A 19,289-nucleotide genomic window follows, 5' to 3' on the forward strand; every position below is an offset into this window, starting at 1 on the left:
CGCCCCCGCGCACCCCTCGCCCGGCCGGGCGAGGCAGGTCACACGGGGGCCGGGCGGCGCCCGCTCAGGCCGTGCGGCGGAGCAGGGTCAGGAACATGGCGTCCGTGCCGTGCCGGTGCGGCCAGAGCTGCACGTGCGGGCCCGGGCCGAGCTCCGGGACGCCCGGCAGGTACCCGCGCGCGTCCAGCCGCTCGACCGTGACCCCGAGGTCCTTCCGGCGGACGATCCCGCCGACCACGCCGACGGTCTCGGACAGGTGCGGCGAGCAGGTGACGTACCCCACGACCCCGCCCACGCGGACGTGGCGCAGGGCCGCCAGCAGCAGCTCGCGCTGCAGCTTCGCCAGCGCGGAGACGTCCTCGGGCTTGCGCCGCCAGCGCGCCTCCGGCCGCCGGCGCAGCGCCCCGAGCCCGGTGCAGGGCGCGTCGACGAGCACGCGGTCGAACGCTCCGTCGGGCAGCGGGGCCTCGCGGCCGTCCGCGTGGTGCACCGTGACCGGCAGCCCGTCGGTGGACTTGCGCACCAGGTCGGCGCGGTGCTCGGTCTGCTCGACGGCATCGAGCGTGCCGCCGTCGAGGCCCACGAGCGCGCCGAGCAGCACGGCCTTGCCGCCCGGGCCGGCGCAGAGGTCGAGCCAGCGGCCGGTGTCCTCGCCCACCAGCTCCGCGCGGGACACGGCCAGCGCGACGAGCTGGCTGCCCTCGTCCTGCACCGTCGCCACGCCCTCGCGGATCGCGTCGAGCTCGCCGACCTCGCCGCTGCCGGGCTCGAGGTGCACCCCGTACGGCGAGTACGGCGCCTCGGTGCCGCCGGTGACCAGCGCCAGCTCCTCGGCGGTGATCTCACCCGGCCGGGCCAGCAGGTGGACGGCGGGGCGGGCGTCGTCCGCGGCGAGCGCGGCGGGCAGCTCCTCGTGGGAGCCCAGCGCGTCGGCGAAGGCCTGGCCGATCCACTTCGGGTGGGCGTGCACGAAGGAGGCGTGCCCGATCGGGTCCTCCTTCTCGTCGGGTGCGAGCTCGGCGAGCCACTCCTCGGCCCCCTTCGCCGCGGCGGTCTCGGCGACCTTGCGCAGGATCGCGTTGACGAAGCCGGACGAGCGGGAGCCCGCGAGGCCGCGGACGATGTCGACCGAGGTCGCGACGGCCGCGTGCTCGGGCACGCGCATCCGCAGCAGCTGGTAGGTGCCGAGCCGCATGGCGTCGACCAGCGGGCCCTCGATGCGGTGCAGCGGCCGGTCGGCGCACGCCTCGATCACGGCGTCGAGCTGGCCGGCGGCGCGCAGCGTGCCGTAGCCGAGCTCGGTGGCGAGGGCCGCGTCGCGGTCCTTCAGCCGGTACCGGCGCAGGATCGAGGGCAGCACGAGGTTGGCGTAGGCGTCGCGCTCGCGCACCGCGGTGAGCAGCTCGAACGCCGCCTGCCGGGCCGGGTCGCCCGCGGGCGGGCCGGGCGGGTTCGCCCGACGACGAGGTGGGCCGGAGTTGCGGGGACCGGCGCCGCGGTCGCGGCGCGGGCCGCCCTGCCGGCGGTCACCGCCCCGGTCACCACCCCTCTCGCCGCGGCCGCCCCGGTCGCGATCACCCCACTGGCCCCGGTCGCGGTCGCCCCCGCGGGAGCCCCCGCGCGGTCCGTCGCCGGAGCCGCGCCGGTCACCGCCGGACCGGTCGCCACCGGACCGATCGCCGCCACGCCGATCGCCACCGCGCCGATCGCCACCACGCCGGTCGCCACCGGACGGGCCACGCCGGTCGTCGCCGCGGTGGCCGCGGGGCCGGTCGTCCCGGCGCCGCTCGTCGTCCTGCTCGCTCACGACAGCGACTCCCCCGCCTCGATCCGGACGCCGCGGGCCCAGTCCGCCGCCGGCATCGCCTTCTTCCCCACCGGGCGCACCTCGCCCAGCTGCACGGGCACCGTGGCCGTGCCCACCAGTACGCGCTTCTTCTCCGCCCGCAGCTCGCCGGGCTTGAGGTCGGTCTCCCCGGTGCGCACGGGCGTGACCGGCCCCAGGCCCAGCCGCGCGCCCCGGAACTCCGTCCAGGCACCCGGCTCGGGCGTGGTCGACCGGATCAGCCGGTCCAGCGGCACCGCGGGCGCCGACCAGTCCACCCGGGCGTCGGCCACGGTGACCTTCGGCGCGTGCGACACACCCTCGGCGGGCTGCGGCACCGCGCGCAGCGTGCCGTCCTCGATGCCGTCCATGGTCGCGACGAGCAGGTCGGCACCGGAGCGGGCGAGCCGGCCGAGCAGGTCGCCCGAGGTGTCCCGCTCGCCGATCGCCTCGGTGACCACGCCGTAGGTCGGGCCGGTGTCGAGGCCCTCCTCGAGCAGGAACGTGGTGGCGCCGGTGATCTCGTCCCCGTGCTTGATCGCCGCCTGCACCGGCGCGGCCCCGCGCCACGCCGGGAGCAGCGAGAAGTGCAGGTTGACCCAGCCGTGGGCCGGGACGTCGAGCGCCGCCCGCGGCACCAGCGCGCCGTAGGCGACGACCGGGACGCAGTCCGGCGCCAGCTCGCGCAGCGCCTCGAGGAACTCGGGGTCGCGGGGCTTGACGGGGGTGAGCACGGGGAGGCCGGCCTCGTCGGCCAGCGCCCCGACGGGCGAGCGGACGAGCCGGCGGCCGCGCCCGGCGGGGGCGTCCGGCCGGGTCAGCACCCCGACGACCTCGTGCCGCGGCGAGTCGAGCAGCGCCCGCAACGCCGGCACGGCCGGCTCCGGGGTGCCCGCGAAGAGCAGTCTCAACGGGCTTTCCCGAACATCGGGTGCGGGCTGACCTTCACGATCGGGTCGGGGCGGCCGAACCACTCGGCGGCCCGGATCTCGGACATCGCGAGCTTGCGGGTCTCCGGGTCGAGCCGGTCGACGAACAGCACGCCGTCGAGGTGATCGGTCTCGTGCTGGATGGCCCGTGCGAGCTTGGCCGTGCCCTCGACCGTGATCGGCTCGCCGTGCATGTTCCAGCCGGTGGCGACCACGTTCAGCGCCCGGCGGCAGTCCCAGCCGAGCCCGGGGATCGACAGGCAGCCCTCGGGGCCGAACTGCTCCTCGCCGTCGACCGCGTTCCAGGTCGGGTTGACCATGTGCCCGGCCACGCCGTCGACCTCGAAGGTGAACACGCGCAGCCCGACGCCGATCTGGGGCGCGGCGAGGCCGGCGCCGCCCTCGTCGTGCATGGTGTCGGTGAGGTCGGCGACGAGCTTGCGCAGCTCCGCGTCGAACGTGGTGACGGGCGCGGCGGGGGTGCGCAGCACCGGATCGCCGAACAGGCGGACGGGCTGAACGGACACGGAACTCCAAACGATCGGGATCTGCCCCGATTGTGCCACCCGGGCCCGGCCGGGCCGGGCGCCGCCGGTGCTCCGCCTGCAGGGGCCGGGGTCAGCCGATCTCGGCCGGGTCCAGCCGCACCCGGACGGCGTCGGGTGCCTTGCGCGTGCTCCGGGCGGCCTGCGCCGCGTGCAGGTACCGGGCCAGCGCGCGGCCGTCCGTACGCGGCACGCGCAGCAGCGCCCGCTCCCGCACCTCGCCCGCGGCCTCCCCGGGCTCGGGCGGGGTGTCGATCTCCACCGGGCCGAGCACCTCGACCTCCGGCCCGCCGTCCTGCGCGGCGGCGAGGACGGCGTCGACCACGTCGGCCACCGCGCCCGGCGTGCCCTCCACCGCCGCCATCCGCACGGCCGGCGGGAACCCGACCTCGGCGCGCGAGGCGAGCTCCTCGGCGGCGAACCCGGCCGGGTCCCACCGCACGAGCGCCTGCACCACCGGGATCGCGGACTCGGCGACGACGATCACGCGCCCGCCCTCGGCGTGCGGCCGGACCAGCGCCGCGGCCGCGAGCCAGCGGCGCAGGGCCTCCTCGGCCACCCGCAGGTCGGCGCGGGAGAGCATGGCCCAGCCGTCGAGCAGCAGCGCCGCGCCGTACCCGGCCGCGGTCCCCTCCACGTCGGGCTCCGCCCCGGGCGTCGCGACGACGATCTCGGCCTTCGCCGGCACCGTGGCCAGCACCGGCGCCCCGCCCCCGGACGTCCGCACGGACACCCCGGGGAAGGCCCGGCCCAGTTCCTCAGCGGTCCGCCGCGACCCGACGACGCCCGCGCGCAACCGTCGCGACCCGCAGCCGCCGCACCGGAACGCCGGCTCCGCCCGCCCGCACCACCGGCAGGTCGGCAGCCCGGGATCGGCGTCCGTCCCGCCGCGGGGCAGGCCGAGCGGGCCGGCGCAGTGCCGACAGCGGGCGGGTTCGCGGCAGTGCGCGCAGGACAGCCAGGGCAGGTAGCCCGCCCGCGGCACCTGGACGAGCACCGGCCAGCCCGCGCCGAGCGCCTGCCGCGCCGCCTCGAACGCGACGGCCGGCACGCGCGCCGCGCGGGCGTCGGGGTCGCGGGCGAGCTGGGTGTCGGTCTCGCCGATCGCGGTGACCCGCGGCGCGGCGCCGCGCACGGTGGCGCGGTCGGCCACGATCGGGCTCGCCCACCGGGACTCCACCAGCAGCTGGGCCTCGGCCGTGCGGGAGTGGCCGCCGACCAGCAGCGCGGCGCCGGCGGCGTGCGCCCTGGCCACCAGCACGTCCCGGACCTGGGGGTACGGGGCGCGCGGCTCGGCGTGGCTGTCGTCCCCGTCGTCCCACACGGCGAGCAGGCCGAGCTTCTCGACGGGCGCGAACGCCGCCGACCGGGTCCCCACGACCGCCCGCACCGCGCCGCGCCGGACCGCCAGCCAGCGCCGGTACCGCTCGGCCGGGCCGAGCTCGGCGGTCAGCGCGACCACGGCGTCGGGGCCCAGGCGCTCACCGAGGGCGGCGCACGCGGCGTCGACGTCCCGCTGGTCGGGCACCACGACGAGCGCCCCGCGCCCGGCCGCGACGGTCGCCGCGGCGGCCTCGGCGAACCGCGCGGCCCAGGACTCCCCCGGCAGGGCCTGCCACACGGCGTGCGCGGCCCGGCCGCCGGCGAGTGCGTCGAGGTAGGCCGCGCCGTGCTGGTAGCGCGCCCACCCCGCGGGGTCGGGCGCCTCGACGGGGGGCAGCTCCCGCTCGCGCGGGGTCTCCGCCTCGACGCGGGCGTGCCGCGGCGGCACCGCCATCCGCACGACGTCGGCGAACACCCCGGCGTACCGGTCGGCGACCGCCCGGCACAGGGTCGTGACCTCCGGGGTCAGCACCGGCTCGGGCGAGACGACCTTGTCGATCCACGCCAGCCGCCCGGTGTGCCCGGACTCCTCGGCCCGCTCGAGCAGGAACCCGTCGACCAACCGCCCGGCGAACCGCACCCGCACCCGGACGCCGGGTCGGGCCTGCTCGTCCAGGTGTGTGGGCACGCGGTAGTCGAACGGCCGGTCCAGGTGTGGCAGCGGCACGTCGACGGCCACCCGCGCGACGGGCTGCACGGCCGCCGCGCTCCACTCGCCGCGCGTCCGGGAGGCGGGCGCCTTCCGCACCGGCCTGCTCACACCAGCGCTCCTGTTGTGCACGAACGGCACTCTCGCGCGGACCTGGCGCACGAGAGTGCGGTCAACGCCGGGCTCAGGCGCCCGCGGCCGACTTCAGCGCCTCGGCGCGGGAGGTGTCCTCCCACGGCAGGGCGATGTCGTTGCGGCCGAAGTGGCCGTAGGCCGCGGTCGGTGCGTAGATCGGGCGCAGCAGGTCGAGGTCGCGCACGATCGCCGCCGGACGGAGGTCGAACACCTCGGTGATGGCCGACTCGATCTTCGCCGGGTCGACGCGCGCGGTGCCGAAGGTCTCGACGAACAGGCCGACGGGCGCCGCCTTGCCGATCGCGTACGCGACCTGCACCTCGATGCGCTCGGCCAGCCCGGCCGCCACGACGTTCTTGGCCACCCACCGCATGGCGTACGCCGCGGAGCGGTCCACCTTCGACGGGTCCTTGCCCGAGAAGGCGCCGCCGCCGTGCCGGGCGAACCCGCCGTAGGTGTCGACGATGATCTTGCGGCCGGTGAGCCCGGCGTCGCCCATCGGACCGCCGATCACGAACCGGCCGGTCGGGTTGACCAGCAGCCGGACGTTCGAGGTGTCCAGCCCGAGGTCGGCGATCTCCGGGGTGACGATCTTCTCCAGCACGTCCGGCGCGAGCATGCCGTCGAGGTCGACGTCCGCCGCGTGCTGCGTGGAGAGGACCACCGTGTCGACCCGGACCGGCTTGTCGCCGTCGTACTCGATGGTGACCTGGGTCTTGCCGTCCGGCCGCAGGTAGGGCAGCACGCCGGACTTGCGGACCTCGGTGAGCCGGCGCGACAGCCGGTGCGCGAGCGCGATCGGCAGCGGCATCAGCTCGTCCGTGTCCGTGTTCGCGTACCCGAACATCAGACCCTGGTCGCCGGCGCCCTGGCGGGCGATCTCGTCCTCGATCGCCTCGACCCGGCTCTCGTACGCGGTGTCGACGCCCTGGGCGATGTCCGGCGACTGCGCGCCGATCGCCACGTTGACGCCGCAGGAGTTGCCGTCGAAGCCCTTCGACGACGAGTCGTAGCCGATCTCGAGGATCTTCTCCCGGACCAGGCCGGGGATGTCCGCGTAGGCACTCGTCGTGACCTCGCCGGCGACGTGCACCTGCCCGGTGGTCACCAGGGTCTCGACCGCGACGCGGCTGCGCGGGTCCTGTGCGAGGAGCGCGTCGAGGATCGTGTCGCTGATCGCGTCGCACATCTTGTCCGGGTGACCCTCGGTCACCGACTCGCTGGTGAAGAGCCGACGGCCCACGTTCGCCACGCGCCACTCCTGCCGAGGTCGTCGCTCCCCTGGCCTCGTTGCCGGCTCCGCCGCGTCGTGCGGCGGGGCGGGGTGCAGATCGCTGGATGCTGTCGGACGGCAGGGTAGTCGACCGCGGGCCTCCACAGGTGAGGACACCTCGTCCGATGACGCTGCGTGACGAACCGTGTCGTGAGCGCGCCGTCCACCACCCCTTCGGGTGGACCCCGAGCGGGGTCCCGAATCGGTAACGAGCGGCGTCGTTGGGCCCGGTGACACCGCAGCCGCGCCCCACCGACGCCCTCGCGTCGCCCCGAACCGGGGTCGCGGTCGACACTCTCGGAGGTTCCTCCCCATGAAGGTGACTGCACTGCAGCGACCGGGCCGCGCGGCCGCGGCGGTCGGCGGCGTGCTCGCCGTCGGCGCGGCCGGGCTCATGGCCGTGCTGGCCGGCACCGCGTCCGCGGCGACCACGGGCACCTGCACCGACAACGTCAACGTCCGCGAGGAGCCGGCGGCCGACGCCGACATCGTGGCCGTCTGCGACCGCGGCACCGAGGTCGAGGTCGGCGAGACCCGCAACGGGTTCGTGAAGCTCGAGAACCTCGACGGCTGGGCCGTCAAGGACTACGTGAAGACGGACGGCACCGGCACCGCCGCCGAGACCCCGGACGACGCCGGCCTCACCCCGTCGCGCGGCGACGCCGACGACTCGTCCAACGGCGGGGCCCCGGAGACCACCCCGTCGGCCTCCGGCACCGACTCGCCGGAGAACGCCGCCCCGGCCGAGGGCGCGGACGGCGCCGACGGCACCGGCGCCGACGAGGACGCCCCGGCGGAGCCGGCCCCGGCCCGCAGCGGCGGCGTGCCCGGCCTGCTCGGCGGCTGACGCCCGGCGTCACGCACACGAGACGAGGGGCGGTCCCGGTGGGACCGCCCCTCGTGCGTTCTCGCGGCTCGCGGAGCCCGGTTCAGGCCAGCCGGGCCGCCACCGCGTCCCACAGGCGCGACGCCAGCAGCGCCTTCGACCCGTTCGGGATCTGCGTCTCGCCACCGTCCGCACCGAGCAGCCAGCCCTGGTTCTCGGTGTTCTCGAAGGCGCCGCCCTCGCCGACCCAGTTGACCAGCAGCAGGTCGCAGCCCTTCTTGGCGAGCTTGCGGCGGCCGTACTCCAGCACGTCCGCGGTGTCGTCCCCGGTCTCGGCGGCGAACCCGACCACGACCTGGCCCGGCTCCCGGGCGGCGACGAGCTCGGCGAGGATGTCCGGGTTGAGCGCCAGGTGCAGCGGCTCGGGCTCGGACCCGTCCTTCTTGATCTTGTGCGCGGCGAGCGCGGCGGGCCGGAAGTCGGCGACCGCGGCGGACATCACCACGGCGTCGGCGCCCTTGACGGCCGCGTGCATCGCGTCGCGCATCTCCAGCGCGGACCCGACCTTCACGACCTCGACGGCCGCCGGGTCGGCCAGCTCGGCGGTGTGCCCCGCGACGAGCGTGACGTGCGCGCCGCGCTGGGCCGCGACCTTGGCCAGCGCGTACCCCTGCCGGCCCGACGACCGGTTGCCGAGGTAGCGCACGGGGTCGAGCGGCTCGCGGGTGCCGCCGGCCGAGACGACCACGCGCCGGCCCGCGAGGTCCCGCGGCAGCGCGTCGGCCCGCTCCAGCAGCAGCCGGGCGAGCTCGGCGATCTCGGCGGGGTCGGGCAGCCGGCCGGGGCCGGTGTCCTTGCCGGTGAGCCGGCCGGACGCGGGCTCCATGACGACCGAGCCCCGCTCGCGCAGCGTCGCCACGTTGGCGCGGGTGGCGGGGTGCTCCCACATCTCGGTGTGCATCGCCGGCACGAACAGCACCGGGCACCGGGCGACGAGCAGGGAGCCGCCGAGGAGGTCGTCCGCGCGCCCCTGCACCGCGCGGGCCAGCAGGTCCGCGGTGGCGGGGGCGACGACGACGAGATCGGCCTCCTGGCCCAGCCGCACGTGCTGGACCGACGGCACGTCCGAGAAGACGCCGGTGTGCACCGGCTGCCCGGACAGCGCCTCGAAGGTGGCGGCGCCGACGAAGTTCAGCGCCGAACCCGTGGGGACGACCCGCACGGAGTGCCCGGTCTCGGTGAGCCGGCGGAGCAGCTCGGCGCTCTTGTAGGCGGCGATGCCGCCCGCCACACCGAGCAGGACCTTCGGTGCGGTCATGGCGTCCTCACGCCTCGGGACATGCCGTTCGCGCGCAGCCGGCCGGGCTCACTCGCCCTCGGTGTGCTCGAGCAGGCCGCTCTGGATCTCGCGCATGGCGATCGACAGCGGCTTCTCGCGGGGGCCGGGCTCGACCAGCGGCCCGACGTACTCCAGCAGGCCCTCGCCGAGCTGGGAGTAGTAGTCGTTGATCTGCCGGGCACGCTTGGCCGCGTAGATCACCAGGGCGTACTTCGAGCTGACCTTGTCGAGCAGGTCGTCGATCGGCGGGTTGGTGATGCCCTCGGGGGTGGAACCGGCGACCGCGCCGGTCAGCGGCATGCTCACTCAGAAACTCCAGAGACGGACGGATGCGGGAATTCCGCAGGTGCGACCAGCAACTCTACCAACCGGTCGACGACGGCCTGCACCTCGTCGTTGACCACGACGACGTCGAACTCGTCACGCGCGGCCATCTCCTCGACCGCGGTGCGCAGCCGGCGCTCCCGGACCTCCGGGGTCTCGGTGCCCCGGTCGGTGAGCCGGCGGGCCAGCTCCTCGAACGAGGGCGGCTCGACGAACACGGTGACCGACTCGGGCATGACCTGCTTGACCGAGCGCGCCCCCTGCAGGTCCACCTCGACGAGCACCGGGTGGCCGGCCGCGAGCTCGCGCTCGACGGGCTCGCGCGGGGTGCCGGAGCGCTGCAGGCCGCCGTGCACCTCGGCCCACTCCAGCAGCTCGCCGTCGGCGATCAGCCGGTCGAACTCCGCCCGGTCCACGAAGTGGTAGTGGATCCCCTCGACCTCCCCCTCCCGCGGCGCCCGCGTGGTCGCGGAGACGCTGAAGTGGAGGTCGGGGAGCTCCGAGCGGAGCCGGTCGACGATGCTGCTCTTGCCGACCCCGGAGGGCCCTGCGAGCACCATCAGCCGGCCCCGGCGGGGCGGCGGTCCTGCCGGCACGCCGCCCCCTCTCAGGAAGGGAACTCGGCCAGCAGCGCCTTGCGCTGCCGCTCGCCGAGGCCGCGCAGGCGGCGGCTCGGGGCGATCTCGAGGCGCTCCATGATCTGCGCCGCACGGACCTTGCCGACGCTGGGCAGGGCCTCGAGCAGGGCCGACACCTTCATCTTGCCGAGCACCTCGTCGGTGTCGGACTGCTTCAGCACCTCGGCGAGGGTGATCCCGCCGCGCTTGAGCCGGTCCTTCAGCTCTGCCCGGGCCCGGCGGGCGGCCGCGGCCTTCTCCAACGCGGCGGCGCGCTGTTCCTCGGTCAGCTGGGGAAGGGCCACGGTCTCCTCCGTCTTTCGTCGTGCGCGAGGGCGGTCGCCCGGTGGCGGCGGCCGCCGTCCCCGGTGGGTTGTGCCGGGGGCCGGGAGGGAACGTACCCACGCACCCGTTCGTGATGCCAACGGGGGTGCCACCTGTGGGTTTGATGCCACAGGCCCGGTCGTCCACACCCGTCCGGGTGATACCACGAGCGACCGCGCGGAGGCTACGGCGACGCGCCCGTTCGGCGCGCGGGACCGGCGCGTCGCCGGTGGTCTCCATCACAGATCCGTCACGAATCCGTCACGAATCGTGCGTGCGGGGGCGCTCCGGCGCTCAGCCCGCCTGCTCCACCGACCGCAGGGCGCGCAGGCGTGCCGGTGTGAGGTCTTCCTTGTTGATGTACGCCACGGCGCCGCACTGCGCGGCGTCGCCGGGGAGGTCGTCGAGCGCGTAGGTCGACAGGAGCACCACGACGGCGGCCGGATCGCGGGCAAGGATCCGCCGGGTGGCCTCGATCCCGCTGATCCCGGGCAGGTTGATGTCCATGAGGACGACCGCGGGATGCACCCGTTCGGCCTCGACGAGGGCCTGCTCGCCCGTCTCGGCCTCGGCGGCGACGCGCCAGCCGCCGACCATCCCGACGACGGTGCGCGCCACCGTCCGGAACGGGCGCTGGTCGTCCACGATGAGGACGTCCACCACCTCGTCCACCGTTGCGGCCACTGCAGACACCTCCGCGCTCCCCGACCCGCGCGGCACCGGTCCCGGCCGCGCGGTCCGCCCAGCGTGCCGGGCCGCGGCGGCGGGCACCATGGTGCCACCATCCCCTCCGAACGGGTGAATCCGAGCGCCGGAGGTATCACCGGCCGCCCCGGCCGTTCGCGGGCCGGTCCTCAGCGGAGGGCGGTGAGGGCCGCGGCCAGCTCGTCCCGCTGGGCCTCGGCGGCGGACCGCAGGGCCGCCACCCCCGGCCCGGCCTTCAGGATCGACCGCGACGCCGCGGGCAGGACGAGCCCGGAGAGGCCCGCGAACCGCTCGGCGACGTCCCGCGGGGTCGCGCCCTGGGCGCCGAGCCCGGGCGCCAGCACGGCGCCGTTGAGGGCGCCGAGCTGCAGCCCGTGGTCGTGGGTGGCGCCCACGACCACGCCGACCCCGCCCAGCGGCGCGGCGCCGGTGTTCCGGCCCGCCGCGCCGTCGACCATCGCCTGCGCGACGGTGCGCCCGTCGGCGCTCGCCAGCTGCACCGACCCGCCCTCCGGGTTCGAGGTGCGGGCCAGCACGAACACGCCCCGATCGGCCTCCTCGGCGGCCCGGAAGGCCGGTTCGAGGGACCCGAACCCGAGGTAGGGCGAGACCGTGATCGCGTCGGCCGCGACGGCCGCGCCGACGCCGAGGTAGGCGTCGGCGTACCCGTCCATGGTCGAGCCGATGTCGCCGCGCTTGACGTCGAGCAGCGAGAGCGTCCCGGTGCCGGCGAGGTCGGCGAGGGTCCGCTCCAGGACCGCGATCCCCCGCGACCCGTGCCGCTCGAAGAACGCCGCCTGCGGCTTCACCACGGCGACGTGTCCGGCCAGGGCCTCGACGGCCGCGGCGCAGAACCGGGCGAGCCCGTCCGCGTCGTCCGTGAGGCCCCACTCCGCGATCAGCCCGGGGTGCGGGTCGATGCCGGCGCACAGCGGCCCGAAGCGGTCGACCGCCGCCACGAGCCGCCTCCCGAACCCGGTCACGGGCGGGACTTCTTCAGGGCCGCATGGGCGTCCTGGAGGGAGCGCACGCCGATCGAGCCGCGCAGCTTCGCCTCGATGCCCTGCACGGCCGCCGAGGCGCCCTGCACCGTGGTGATGCACGGGACGCCGCGGGAGACCGCCGCCGCGCGGATCTCGTAGCCGTCGACGCGCGGGCCCGAGTTGCCGTACGGCGTGTTGACGATCAGCGCGACGTCGCCGGCCAGGATCTGGTCGACGATCGTCTCGCCCTCGTCCTTCTGCGAGTGCTTGCGCACGACGGTGGTCGTGATGCCGTGCCGGCGCAGGACCTCCGCGGTGCCCTCGGTGGCGAGGACCTCGAAGCCCAGGTCGGCGAGCCGGCGCACCGGGAACACCATGGCGCGCTTGTCCCGGTCGGCCATCGACACGAAGACCTTGCCCTCGCCCGGCAGCGAGCCGTACGCGGCGGCCTGGGACTTGGCGAACGCGGGCCCGAAGGACGCGTCGATGCCCATGACCTCGCCGGTCGACTTCATCTCCGGGCCGAGCAGCGGGTCGACGCCCTGCCCGCTCGGGGTGCGGAACCGGTTGAACGGCAGCACCGCCTCCTTGACCGCGACCGGCGCGTCGGCCGGCAGCTCGCCGCCGTCGCCCTGCTGCGGGAGCATCCCCTCCGCCCGCAGGTCCGCGATCGACGCGCCGAGCATGATCCGCGCGGCGGCCTTGGCCAGCGACACCGCGGTCGCCTTCGACACGAACGGCACCGTGCGCGACGCCCGGGGGTTGGCCTCGAGGACGTAGAGCGTCTCGCCGTGCAGCGCGTACTGGACGTTGAGCAGGCCGCGCACCCCGACGCCGTGCGCGATGGCCTCGGTGGAGGTCCGCACGGCCGCGAGCACGCTGCGCCCCAGCGTGATCGGCGGGAGGGTGCAGGAGGAGTCGCCGGAGTGCACGCCGGCCTCCTCGATGTGCTCCATCACGCCGCCGATGAAGACCTCCTCGCCGTCGCACAGGGCGTCGACGTCGATCTCCACCGCGTCGTCGAGGAACTTGTCGACGAGCACCGGGCGGTCCGGCGAGATCGTGGTGGCGCGGGCGATGTAGCCGGCGAGCGTGGACTCGTCGTACACGATCTCCATGCCGCGCCCGCCGAGCACGTACGAGGGCCGGACGAGGACCGGGTAGCCGATCCGGTCGGCGATCTCGCGGGCCTGCTCGAACGAGGTGGCGGTGCCGAAGGCCGGAGCCGGCAGCTTCGCCCTCCGCAGCACCTCGCCGAACGCGCCGCGGTCCTCGGCCAGGTCGATCGCGGCCGCGGAGGTCCCGACGACCGGCACGCCGGCCGCGGTGAGCCGCTGGGCCAGGCCGAGCGGGGTCTGCCCGCCGAGCTGCACGATCACACCCGCGACGTGCCCGGACCGCTGCTCGGCGTGCACCACCTCGAGGACGTCCTCGAAGGTCAGCGGCTCGAAGTACAGCCGGTCCGCGGTGTCGTAGTCCGTCGAGACCGTCTCCGGGTTGCAGTTGACCATGACGGTCTCGAACCCGGCCTCGCGCAGCGCCTGCACGGCGTGCACGCAGGAGTAGTCGAACTCGATGCCCTGGCCGATGCGGTTGGGCCCGGAGCCGAGGATGAGCACCTTCGGCTTCTCGGTCTGCGGGGCGATCTCCGACTCCGCAGCGGGGTCGGTCTCGTAGGCGCTGTAGTGGTACGGCGTCTTCGCCGCGAACTCCGCGGCGCAGGTGTCCACCGTCTTGTAGACGGGCCGGATGCCGAGCCGGTGCCGCAGCGTGCGCACGCCGTCCTCGCCCGCGAACTCCGGGCGGATCGCGGCGAGCTGGCGGTCCGACAGGCCCGCCCGCTTGGCCCGGCGCAGCAGCGCGGCGTCGAGCACGGGCGAGGCCTCGATCTCGGCGCGGAGCTCGACGAGCAGCTGGATCTGGTCGAGGAACCACGGGTCGATGCCCGAGATCTCCGCGACCTCGTCGACGGTCCGCCCGGCCCGCAGCGCCCGCTCGACGGCGTAGATGCGGCCGTCCGTGGGCGTGCGGATCTCGTCGTCCGTCGGCGGGGCGGCCGGGTCCGGGGTGGTCCAGAAGCCGATCGCGCTCCGCTCCATCGAGCGCAGCGCCTTGCCGAACGCCTCCGGGAACGACCGGCCGAGCGCCATGGCCTCGCCGACGCTCTTCATGGTGGTGGTGAGCTCGGGGTCCGCGCCCGGGAACTTCTCGAACGCGAACCGCGGGATCTTCACCACGACGTAGTCCAGCGTCGGCTCGAACGCCGCCGGGGTCTCGCCGGTGATGTCGTTGCGGATCTCGTCGAGCGTGTAGCCGACGGCGAGCTTCGCCGCGATCTTCGCGATCGGGAAGCCGGTGGCCTTCGACGCCAGCGCCGACGACCGGGACACGCGCGGGTTCATCTCGATGACGACGAGCCGGCCCGTCTCCGGGTGGATCGCGAACTGGATGTTGCAGCCGCCGGTGTCGACGCCGACCTCGCGCAGCACGGCGATGCCCACGTCGCGCATGTGCTGGTACTCGCGGTCGGTGAGCGTCATGGCCGGCGCGACGGTGATCGAGTCACCGGTGTGCACGCCCATCGGGTCGAGGTTCTCGATGGAACAGACGACGACCACGTTGTCGCGGTGGTCGCGCATGAGCTCGAGCTCGAACTCCTTCCAGCCGAGCACCGACTCCTCGATCAGCACCTCGGTGACCGGCGACGCGGCCAGCCCCGCCCCGGCGAGCCGCTCGAGCTCCTCGTCGGTGTGCGCCATGCCGGACCCGAGCCCGCCCATGGTGAACGACGGTCGGATGACGACCGGGAGTCCGAGCTCGCCGACCGCGGCGCGGACCTCGTCCATGGAGTGGCACACGGCCGAGCGCGGCACGTCGCCGCCGACCCGCTGCACGATCTCCTTGAACTTCAGCCGGTCCTCGCCGCGCTGGATCGCGTCGACGTCCGCGCCGATGAGCTCGACGCCGTAGCGCTCCAGCACCCCGTTCTCGTGCAGGGCGATCGCGGTGTTCAGCGCGGTCTGCCCGCCCAGGGTGGCCAGCATCGCGTCGGGCCGCTCGGCGGCGATGACCTTCTCGACGAACTCGGGGGTGACCGGCTCCACGTAGGTGGCGTCGGCGAACTCGGGGTCCGTCATGATCGTGGCCGGGTTCGAGTTGACCAGCGAGACCCGCAGGCCCTCGGCACGCAGCACGCGGCAGGCCTGCGTGCCGGAGTAGTCGAACTCGGCGGCCTGTCCGATCACGATCGGTCCGGAGCCGATCACCATCACGTGCCGGATGTCCTCGCGGCGCGGCATCAGACCGCTCCCCCGTTCTGGTCGAGCAGGCGGTGTCGGCCGCCGGACTCCTCGGTCCCGGCCGGCCCGTGGCTCACCGGGTTGTCCGTCATGAGCTGGCAGAAGCGGTCGAACAGGTCCGCGGCGTCGTGCGGGCCGGCGGCCGCCTCCGGGTGGTACTGCACGCTGAAGGCCGGGAAGTCCAGGCCGGTGAGCCCCTCGACGCAGCCGTCGTTGGGGCAGGTGTGGCTGACGACGCCGGTGCCGAACGGGGTGTCGAAGCGCTCGCCCGCGCTGCCCTCGACCGCGAAGCCGTGGTTCTGCGAGGTGATCGCGACCCGTCCGGTGGCGTGCTCCACGACCGGGATGTTGATGCCGCGGTGCCCGTAGCGCAGCTTGTAGGTGCCGCGGCCGAGCGCCCGGCCGAGGATCTGGTTGCCGAAGCAGATGCCGAACAGCGGGATCCGCCGCTCCAGGACCTGCCGGGTCAGCGCCACCGGGACGTCGGCCGTGGCCGGGTCGCCCGGGCCGTTGGAGATGAAGACCCCGTCGGGGTTGACGGCGAGCAGCTGCTCGAACGTCGTGTCGGCCGGCAGCACGTGCACCTCGATGCCGCGCTGGGCCATCATCCGCGGCGTGTTGAACTTGATCCCCACGTCGAGCGCGGCGACGGTGAACTTCTTGTCCCCCACCGCCTCCCGGACGTACGGGGTCTTCGTGGTGACCGCGCCGTAGAGGTCCGCGCCCTCCATGCCCGGGCTCTGCCGGACCCGCTCGACGAGCATCTCGTCCGAACCCAGCGAGGTGCCGGAGAAGACGCCGGCGCGCATGGCGCCGCGCTCGCGCAGGTGCCGCACGACCGCGCGGGTGTCGATCCCGGCGATCCCGACGACGCCCTGCGTCCGCAGCGCGTCCTCGAGCGAGCCGGTCGACCGCCAGTTCGACGGCCGGCGGCTGGGGTCGCGCACCGCGTACCCGGCGACCTGGATGCCGGTGGACTCGTCGTCCTCGCCGTTCCAGCCGGTGTTGCCGATCTGAGGGGCGGTCTGCACCACGATCTGGCGGTGGTACGACGGGTCCGTCAGGGTCTCCTGGTAGCCCGTCATCCCGGTGGTGAACACGGCCTCGCCCAGGGTCTCCCCCACGGCACCGAAGGCCTCGCCCCGGAAGATCCGCCCGTCCTCGAGGACGAGCACTGCGTCGATGGTGGGGCTGGTCATGCCACAACCTTCCCGTCGCGGGCCGTGATCCGGCCACGCAGAACCGTCGCGACCACCGCTCCGGGCAGCCGCATTCCCTCGTACGGCGTGTTCGCCGCCCTGCTGGCCAGCGCCGCGCCGCGCACCGTCCACTGCGCGTCCGGGTCGACCAGCGCGAACGTCGCCGGCTCCCCGACCGCGATCGGCCGGCCCTGGTCCGGCAGGTTGCCGATCTCGGCCGGCCGCTCCGACATCACCTGCGCGACCCCGTGCCAGTCCAGCAGGCCCGGCTCGACCATCGTGTGGATCACGACCGACAGCGCCGTCTGCAGACCCAGCATGCCCGGCTTCGCGGCCGCCCACTCCGTGTCCTTGTACTGCGAGGCGTGCGGGGCGTGGTCGGTCGCGACGACGTCGATCACACCCTCGGCCAGCGCCTCCCGCATGGCCTGCGTGTCCGCCCCGGTGCGCAGCGGCGGGTTGACCTTGTTGACCGGGTCGTAGCCGGTCAGCCGGCCGTCGGTGAGCAGCAGGTGGTGCGGGGTGACCTCGGCGCTCACCCGCACGCCCTGCGCCTTCGCCGCCCGCAGCACCGCGATCGAGTGCAGCGAGGAGACGTGGCAGACGTGCAGCGCCGCCCCCGCCTCACGGGCCAGCGCGACGTCCCGCGCGATGACCGTCTCCTCGGCGGTCGCGGGCCAGCCGGCCAGGCCGAGCCGGGACGCGATCGCGCCCTCGTGCGCCTGGGCGCCGCCGGTGAGCCGGTGGTCCTCGGCGTGCTGGGCGATCACGACGTCGAGCGCGCTGGCGTACTCCAGCGCCCGGCGCATGATCAGCGGGTCGTTCACGCAGCGGCCGTCGTCGGAGAACATCCGGACCTGCGCCGCGGACGACACCATGGTCCCGAGCTCGGCGAGCTTCTCGCCCCGCAGCCCGGTGGTGACGGCGCCGACCGGGTGCACGTCGACCAGGCCGACCTCCTCGCCGCGGCGCCGCACGTGCTCCACGACGACGGCGGTGTCCGCCACCGGATCCGTGTTCGGCATGGCGAAGACCGCGGTGAAGCCGCCGAGCGCGGCGGCGTGCGAGCCGGTCTCGATGGTCTCGGACTCCTCGCCGCCCGGCTCGCGCAGGTGCACGTGCAGGTCGACGAGGCCGGGGAGCAGGACGTGGCCGCCGGCGTCGAGGGTCCCGACGCCCTCGGCGGTCAGGCCGGTGCCGATCTCCGCGACGACGCCGTCGCGGACCAGCAGGTCGACGGCCTCCTCGCCGTAGGGCTTGGCGTTCGTGATGAGCAGGTCTGTCATTCGGGCGCTCCGGCCAGCAGGTGGTAGAGGACGGCCATCCGCACGTGCACGCCGTTGCGCACCTGGGCGAGGACCGCGGCGTTGGGGGCGTCGGCCACGGCGGGCGCGATCTCCATGCCGCGCACCATCGGGCCGGGGTGCAGCACGGGCGCGCCCTCGGGCAGCAGGGCGAGCCGGCGCTCGTTGAGCCCGTAGGCGATCGAGTACTCGCGGGCGCTCGGGAAGAAGCCGCCGTGCATCCGCTCGGCCTGCACGCGCAGCATCATCACCGCGTCGAGCGCGGGGAGCTCGGCGTCGAGGTGGTGGGCGACCCGGCAGGGCCACTCCGCGACGCCCGTCGGCAGCAGCGTGGGCGGGGCGATCAGCACGACCTCGGCGCCCAGCGTGGAGAGCAGCAGCACGTTGGACCGCGCGACCCGGGAGTGCAGGACGTCGCCGACGATCCCGATCCGCCGGCCCGCGACCGAGCCGAGCCGCTCCCGCAGGGTGGCCGCGTCGAGCAGCGCCTGCGTGGGGTGCTCGTGCGTGCCGTCGCCCGCGTTGACGATCGAGGTGTGGGTGCCCGTCGTGCCGGCGTCCTTGTCGGCCCACCCGGCGATCCGGTGCGCCGCACCGGAGGCCGGGTGCCGGACGATCACGCAGTCCGCGCCCATCGCCGAGATCGTCAGCGAGGTGTCCCGCAGCGACTCGCCCTTCGACACCGACGAGCCCTTGGCGCTGACGTTGATCGTGTCCGCGCTCATCCACTTGCCGGCGATCTCGAAGGACACCCGGGTGCGGGTGGAGTCCTCGTAGAACAGCGTGACGACGGTGCGGCCGCGCAGCGTGGGCAGCTTGCGGACCTCCCGGCCCAGCAGCGTGTCCTTGAGCCTGCTCGCGGTGTCCAGCAGGCCGGTCGCGGTGGCCGCGTCCAGGTCCGCGATCGAGAGCAGGTGCTTCACCCGCGCTCCTCCCGGTCGACGGTCGGCTCCGCGGGCTTCGCCGCCGCGCCGACGGTCGGCTCCGCGGGCTTCGCCTCCGGCCGCTCGATCAGCACCCCGTCCCGATCGTCCGACTCGGTGAGCCGGACCAGGATCTTCTCCGCGCGCGAGGTCGGCACGTTCTTGCCCACGTAGTCGGCCCGGATCGGCAGCTCGCGGTGGCCGCGGTCGACCAGCACGGCCAGCTGCACCGCGCGCGGGCGGCCCTCGTCGCTCAGCGCGTCGAGCGCGGCGCGGGTGGTGCGGCCGGACATGAGGACGTCGTCGACCAGGACGACGAGCTTGCCGTCGATCCCGCCCTCCGGCACCGCGGTGTCGACGAGCGCGCGGGCCGGGCCGCGGCGCAGGTCGTCCCGGTAGAGGGTCGCGTCGATCGAGCCGACGGCCGGGGCGACGCCGGTGAACTCCGTGATCGCGGCGGCGAGCCTGCGGGCCAGCACGGCCCCGCGGGTGGGGATGCCCAGGAGCACGAGGTCGGCGGTGTTGCCGGGCCCGAACGCCGTCTTCTCGATGATCTGGTGCGCGATGCGCGCGATGGTGCGGGCGACGTCGGCGCTGCTCAGCAGCTCGCGGGCAGGGGGTTGCCCCTCGCCGACGTCCCCGCGGCGATCGTTCGCCACGAGGTGCTCTCCTTTCCCGCCTCACGGGACGGGGTTAAAGGACTGTCG

General features: G+C 75.0%; 17 protein-coding genes. 1 reads left to right on the plus strand and 16 read right to left on the minus strand.

All coding sequences use genetic code 11. The features are described 5' to 3' along the window. Positions 1 to 64 precede the first annotated feature (64 nt). From PKE99_RS14465 to metK, 5 genes are all read right to left on the minus strand, one after another. Entirely contained in the window at positions 65 to 1,807 is a 1,743-nt protein-coding gene (locus PKE99_RS14465; RefSeq protein WP_081923607.1) for an RsmB/NOP family class I SAM-dependent RNA methyltransferase, read from the minus strand. Continuing rightward, entirely contained in the window at positions 1,804 to 2,736 is a 933-nt protein-coding gene (gene fmt / locus PKE99_RS14470) for a methionyl-tRNA formyltransferase (RefSeq protein ID WP_037038700.1), read from the minus strand. Before fmt ends, PKE99_RS14465 begins: the two co-directional genes overlap by 4 nt. Next, positions 2,733 to 3,281, minus strand: a complete 549-nt coding sequence (gene def / locus PKE99_RS14475) for a peptide deformylase (RefSeq protein WP_037038698.1) — start codon at positions 3,279 to 3,281, stop codon at positions 2,733 to 2,735. The genes fmt and def overlap by 4 nt, the downstream gene beginning before the upstream one ends. 91 nt (positions 3,282 to 3,372) lie before the next feature. Beyond that, positions 3,373 to 5,442: a primosomal protein N' gene (locus tag PKE99_RS14480; RefSeq protein WP_425566447.1), complete on the minus strand. Its 2,070-nt coding sequence runs from the start codon at positions 5,440 to 5,442 to the stop codon at positions 3,373 to 3,375. Between the two features lie 73 nt (positions 5,443 to 5,515). Beyond that, positions 5,516 to 6,718, minus strand: a complete 1,203-nt coding sequence (gene metK, locus PKE99_RS14485) for a methionine adenosyltransferase (protein ID WP_037038695.1) — start codon at positions 6,716 to 6,718, stop codon at positions 5,516 to 5,518. A gap of 334 nt (positions 6,719 to 7,052) precedes the next feature. Here metK and PKE99_RS14490 point away from each other — a divergent pair, with 334 nt between their 5' ends. Next, entirely contained in the window at positions 7,053 to 7,586 is a 534-nt protein-coding gene (locus PKE99_RS14490) for an SH3 domain-containing protein (RefSeq protein ID WP_037038693.1), read from the plus strand. Positions 7,587 to 7,668: 82 nt separating this feature from the next. On the opposite strand, the gene coaBC is transcribed toward PKE99_RS14490, so the two are convergent. The 11 genes from coaBC to pyrR all read right to left on the minus strand — a co-directional run bounded on the left by coaBC (position 7,669) and on the right by pyrR (position 19,241). Beyond that, a complete protein-coding gene (coaBC, locus tag PKE99_RS14495; protein ID WP_037038691.1) occupies positions 7,669 to 8,883 on the minus strand; it encodes a bifunctional phosphopantothenoylcysteine decarboxylase/phosphopantothenate--cysteine ligase CoaBC in 1,215 nt (404 codons plus the stop codon). 48 nt (positions 8,884 to 8,931) lie between these two features. Continuing rightward, positions 8,932 to 9,204 carry a DNA-directed RNA polymerase subunit omega gene (gene rpoZ / locus PKE99_RS14500; RefSeq protein ID WP_051736485.1) on the minus strand — a complete coding sequence of 91 codons (273 nt, stop codon included), beginning with the start codon at positions 9,202 to 9,204 and terminating at the stop codon, positions 8,932 to 8,934. A gap of 2 nt (positions 9,205 to 9,206) precedes the next feature. After that, positions 9,207 to 9,824: a guanylate kinase gene (gene gmk / locus PKE99_RS14505; protein ID WP_425566446.1), complete on the minus strand. Its 618-nt coding sequence runs from the start codon at positions 9,822 to 9,824 to the stop codon at positions 9,207 to 9,209. A gap of 11 nt (positions 9,825 to 9,835) precedes the next feature. After that, positions 9,836 to 10,150: an integration host factor, actinobacterial type gene (gene mihF, locus PKE99_RS14510; protein WP_037038688.1), complete on the minus strand. Its 315-nt coding sequence runs from the start codon at positions 10,148 to 10,150 to the stop codon at positions 9,836 to 9,838. Positions 10,151 to 10,463: 313 nt separating this feature from the next. Next, positions 10,464 to 10,853, minus strand: a complete 390-nt coding sequence (locus PKE99_RS14515) for a response regulator transcription factor (RefSeq protein WP_231497982.1) — start codon at positions 10,851 to 10,853, stop codon at positions 10,464 to 10,466. A gap of 170 nt (positions 10,854 to 11,023) precedes the next feature. Beyond that, complete coding sequence (pyrF, locus tag PKE99_RS14520) at positions 11,024 to 11,857, minus strand: orotidine-5'-phosphate decarboxylase (RefSeq protein WP_037038686.1); 834 nt, start codon at positions 11,855 to 11,857, stop codon at positions 11,024 to 11,026. Beyond that, on the minus strand, positions 11,854 to 15,156 hold the full coding sequence (gene carB, locus PKE99_RS14525) for a carbamoyl-phosphate synthase large subunit (protein WP_037038684.1): 3,303 nt from the start codon (positions 15,154 to 15,156) through the stop codon (positions 11,854 to 11,856). The genes pyrF and carB overlap by 4 nt, the downstream gene beginning before the upstream one ends. Beyond that, positions 15,156 to 16,355 (minus strand): glutamine-hydrolyzing carbamoyl-phosphate synthase small subunit, encoded by a 1,200-nt coding sequence (carA, locus tag PKE99_RS14530; protein WP_081923606.1) that lies wholly within the window; start codon positions 16,353 to 16,355, stop codon positions 15,156 to 15,158. The genes carB and carA overlap by 1 nt, the downstream gene beginning before the upstream one ends. Continuing rightward, a complete protein-coding gene (locus PKE99_RS14535) occupies positions 16,352 to 17,641 on the minus strand; it encodes a dihydroorotase (RefSeq protein WP_037038682.1) in 1,290 nt (429 codons plus the stop codon). Before PKE99_RS14535 ends, carA begins: the two co-directional genes overlap by 4 nt. Beyond that, positions 17,638 to 18,582: an aspartate carbamoyltransferase catalytic subunit gene (locus tag PKE99_RS14540; RefSeq protein ID WP_037038680.1), complete on the minus strand. Its 945-nt coding sequence runs from the start codon at positions 18,580 to 18,582 to the stop codon at positions 17,638 to 17,640. The genes PKE99_RS14535 and PKE99_RS14540 overlap by 4 nt, the downstream gene beginning before the upstream one ends. Next, a complete protein-coding gene (gene pyrR / locus PKE99_RS14545) occupies positions 18,579 to 19,241 on the minus strand; it encodes a bifunctional pyr operon transcriptional regulator/uracil phosphoribosyltransferase PyrR (RefSeq protein WP_081923605.1) in 663 nt (220 codons plus the stop codon). The genes PKE99_RS14540 and pyrR overlap by 4 nt, the downstream gene beginning before the upstream one ends. Positions 19,242 to 19,289 lie beyond the last annotated feature (48 nt).

Origin of the sequence: Pseudonocardia halophobica (assembly GCF_027922425.1) — a bacterium.
GTDB lineage: Bacteria > Actinomycetota > Actinomycetes > Mycobacteriales > Pseudonocardiaceae > Pseudonocardia > Pseudonocardia halophobica.